This window comes from Paenisporosarcina sp. P4_D4, assembly GCF_056401835.1.
The window spans coordinates 1-3,908 of record NZ_JBFUIO010000158.1; the positions used below are offsets into that span (position 1 = coordinate 1).

The following is a 3,908-nucleotide window of genomic DNA, read 5'->3' on the forward strand; positions in this document are numbered from 1 at the left end:
GCGCAACCTTGGACATTGATGTGTTCATATAATAAGATAAACGACATTTATGCTTCTGGACACAAACTTCTTATGACAGACATTCCTCGCGGTGAATGGGGATTTGAGGGAGCCATAGTAACGGACTGGGGAGCTATGAATGACAGGGTTGAAGGTATCCAGGCGGGACTTGATTTGGAGATGCCAGCTTTTGATGGAGCTTCGGACCGATTGATTGTTGATGCGGTTCGAGCAGGAAAATTGGACGAAAAACTTGTTGATCTTAGTGCTGTGCGAATGACGGCTATCGCACTACAGGCAGAGAAAACACAGGTAACACCTTATGATGCAGAAGCACATAATGAATTGGCACGACGTGTTGYACGTGAAAGTGCAGTGTTGTTGAAGTTAGGAAATGTACTGCCGGTAGATAAAAATAAGAAGATTGCTTTAATAGGTGAATTTGCCAAGGTTCCCCGTTATCAAGGGGCAGGAAGCTCAAAGATATCTCCAACCCGGATCACTTCCGTAACTGATGCCTTTGATGCGGAAAATATAAGCTATTCTTTTGCACCAGGTTATTCGGCCACAAGTGATGAACCGAATGAAGCTTTGATTACCGAAGCAATTGGAGTAGCAAAAGAAGCGGATGTGATATTTGCTTTTGTTGGATTACCGGATAGCTATGAAAGCGAGGGATTTGACCGTACYCATTTAAATATGCCAAAAGCACACACTAGATTGATAGATGAACTGGTTGCTACCGGAAAAAAGATAGTGGCTGTCATAAGTGCAGGGGGAGTTGTAAATATTCCGTGGCGTGACAAAGTTGATTCAATACTTTTGATGAATCTTTCGGGGCAAAACAGTGGTTACGCCGCATATGATTTGCTTTTTGGGGATTATTCTCCAAGTGGTAAACTAGCAGAAACCTATCCGTTAACACTCACTGAAACCCCTAGTATTGCTCATTTTGGTACAGGAGGCAATATTGAATACCGGGAAAGTATCTATGTGGGATATCGTTACTATGATAAAGCGCAAAAACAGGTGATGTATCCGTTTGGACACGGACTTTCCTATACAACATTTACCTATTCGGGATTAAAGCTTAGTGCAATGAAGATTGGAGACAGAGATACACTTCAAGTAGAGGTGGTCATTACCAATACCGGAAAGCAGGCTGGAAAGGAAATTGTTCAGTTGTATATTTCAGCACCCGAAAGTACTATATATAAACCTATGCGTGAACTTAGAGATTTTGCAAAAGTGGAATTGCAGATGAATGAAAGTAAGACGGTTACATTTACATTAGAAAGGCGTGCATTTGCTTACTATAATATTAATGTGAAAGACTGGTTTGTGGAAAGCGGCGATTATAAGATTGAAATTGGTGCATCGTCAAGAGATATACGATTGAATGATACGGTTACTGTTGATAGCAGTCAAATGGGAGCGATACCTGATTATCGTACAGCAGCACCGGGCTATTACAATCTTTTACAACCAGGAACTTATGATGTCCCAAAGGAACAATTTGAGGAAGTTTTAGGAAGAAAAGTACCGGAAGAGCGTATCCTAAGACCCTTTACGCCCAATTCTACGCTAGGAGATATCAGAGTTCACTGGATTGGACGTATGATGAATAAGCAAGTAGAAAAGTCGACAATGAAAATATTCGCAGGGGACGAGGGAGATTCAAGTGACATTGTGAAGATGATACAGGAAATGGCAGTAGATATGCCACTGCGTCAGCTAGGTATGTTGTCACAAGGTTCGTTATCAGTTAAAAGGATTGAGGGACTCATAGATATAATGAATGGACATATTCTAAAGGGAATCCGTGGATTGATGAAAAAATAGGTGAAAAAGCGTGAAAAGTGGGGTTTTTTGCATGCTTCATTATAACGGGCAACGAGGCAATGCAGGTTTGAGGGATGGGTTTTAGTTGCGCCTTCTTTTTTCAGAACATATTAGAGATAAGGATTTAGGGTTTTAAGGGTGAAAATAATTAAGTAATCAGAATAGTGATTAATGACGATAGATAGTGCAACTGCATTGGTAGTTGGGGTAGATTACCCTTTAAGGGCTTCGATGAGAACAAGATCCAAAACTGAGTGGTTAAAACTTAGGGCGACTTATTTTCATCTTTTATAATATATAAAAGATGATCTAAAAAAAAGGGTGTATAGTTATGGAAAGAAGGTACTCAAAAGAATTATTAGATAAGCTTGTTGAACGTGAAGAAACCATTATGCTGATGGGTGTAGAGGTTCTAGTTAAAAACTTGCCAGACAGTGATGAAAAAGGTGCAATGGATCCACGTCTGTATAAAGATATGAAAAATCAGCTTTTTTTAATGAAATATATGCCGAAATTTTTAATGAAGATGGACATTTCACCAAAAGGAATTAAAAGGCTTCGGAAAATGTTTAATGGGATAAAAAGTAATCCTATCGTTCAAAAGAATATTGAAATAGAACATAGACATGTGACAGGAGAAGACGGGAATCAGATTCCGATAAGAATTTATAAATCAGAAACAATGAGAAAAAATGCCCCGGTTTTATATTTCATCCATGGTGGAGGATTTTTTGGAGGTTCTCCTGATGTTGTAGAGGAGTTTGTTAAGTTAATAGTAGAGAATACAGACATCCTTGCAGTGTCAGTTGATTATAGGCTTGCGCCAGAGAATCCATACCCAGCAGGTCATAAAGATTGTTATTCTACTTTACAATGGATTTATAATAATGCAGAAAGTTTAGGTGGGGATAGGGGTAATATTTTTGTTGCAGGGGATAGTGCAGGAGGTAATTTAACACAATATTGTACAACCAGGGATATGGAAGATGAATTAGGAATGGTAAAGGGACAACTGTTACTTTATCCGACAGTAAACATGGCTGGAATTGAAGATGAGTATTACAAATGGAGCATTGATGAATATGAGATGTCGCCTAAACATAGATCAGGTATTAAAACGATGTTAGACATGTTTGGCTCACTAGAATCATTAGGGAATATATTAGGGACTACAGAAATAGATAATGAATATTTAACGCCATATAAGAGAAATCCTAAGGGCTTACCGCCAACCTTTATTACAGTAGGTGAACATGATTATCTCAAGGTAGAAAGCCTAGCCTATGCAGTAAAGTTGGCTAAGGCAGGGGTAGAAACGAAAACGGTTTTATATAAAGGTCTTGGACATGCGTATGCTGATAATGTAGGAGTCTATCCTCAAAGTGAGGATTGTGCAATCGAAATGGGTAAATTTATTTTAGAAAATTCAAAGTAATAGGACAGGGATATTCGGCAGAAGAAATAAAGAATGGCTAATTAAATTTATTCTTTTAAAGTATCCATAGTATTGAGAACTTTGTTATGAACTTCAATTTTTTTTATTAACCCTAAATGCTAATATTTTGCTAACCCAATCCAGTAAAAAATAGTAAATTCCCGTTAAAGATGTTACTCCTCAGGTTTCTCAAAATATTGATATACCGCACTTTTCGCACACATCGTTAAAGATATTACACACTCTTACCTTACGGGCGGCATGATGTAATAAAAACACCACCAAATCATATGAATTGAACTTAATCAGGTGTTAATTAAAAAAGTATCATCTCCGAAGAGACGTATTGTGGAGAAGAAAATGATGTAAAATTGATGTGGAAATTGGTGTGAAACCATTATAGATAACAATAGATGATTTGATGGATGTTTACTAAAAACTTATAAAAAGCTATCATACAGTGTTTTGTATGAAGTTGCGATTAAATGAAGATCATACTGGCAGCGTGAAGGTCATTAAAGAAAAGAAGAGATGGAAACAGTATAAAAGCACACTCATTTGAGTGTGCTTTTTGATATTAAAAATTGCAACCCATATCTTTATTAATAGAAAAAGCACCACCTCCTAAGAG

Annotated in this window: 2 protein-coding genes; both read left to right on the top strand. The window is 37.6% G+C overall.

All coding sequences use genetic code 11. The features are described 5' to 3' along the window. On the top strand, positions 1–1,842 hold a 1,842-nt coding region (locus AC1DSL_RS16240; RefSeq protein WP_477532988.1), incomplete at its 5' end, for a glycoside hydrolase family 3 C-terminal domain-containing protein. A gap of 331 nt (positions 1,843–2,173) precedes the next feature. Further along, on the top strand, positions 2,174–3,277 hold the full coding sequence (locus tag AC1DSL_RS16245) for an alpha/beta hydrolase (protein WP_477532989.1): 1,104 nt from the start codon (positions 2,174–2,176) through the stop codon (positions 3,275–3,277). Positions 3,278–3,908: the final 631 nt, after the last annotated feature.

Coding starts and splice junctions, on each gene's coding strand:
- AC1DSL_RS16245 (WP_477532989.1), top strand. CDS start 2,174: ATGGAAAGAAGGTACTCAAAAGAATTATTAGATAAGCTTGTTGAACGT.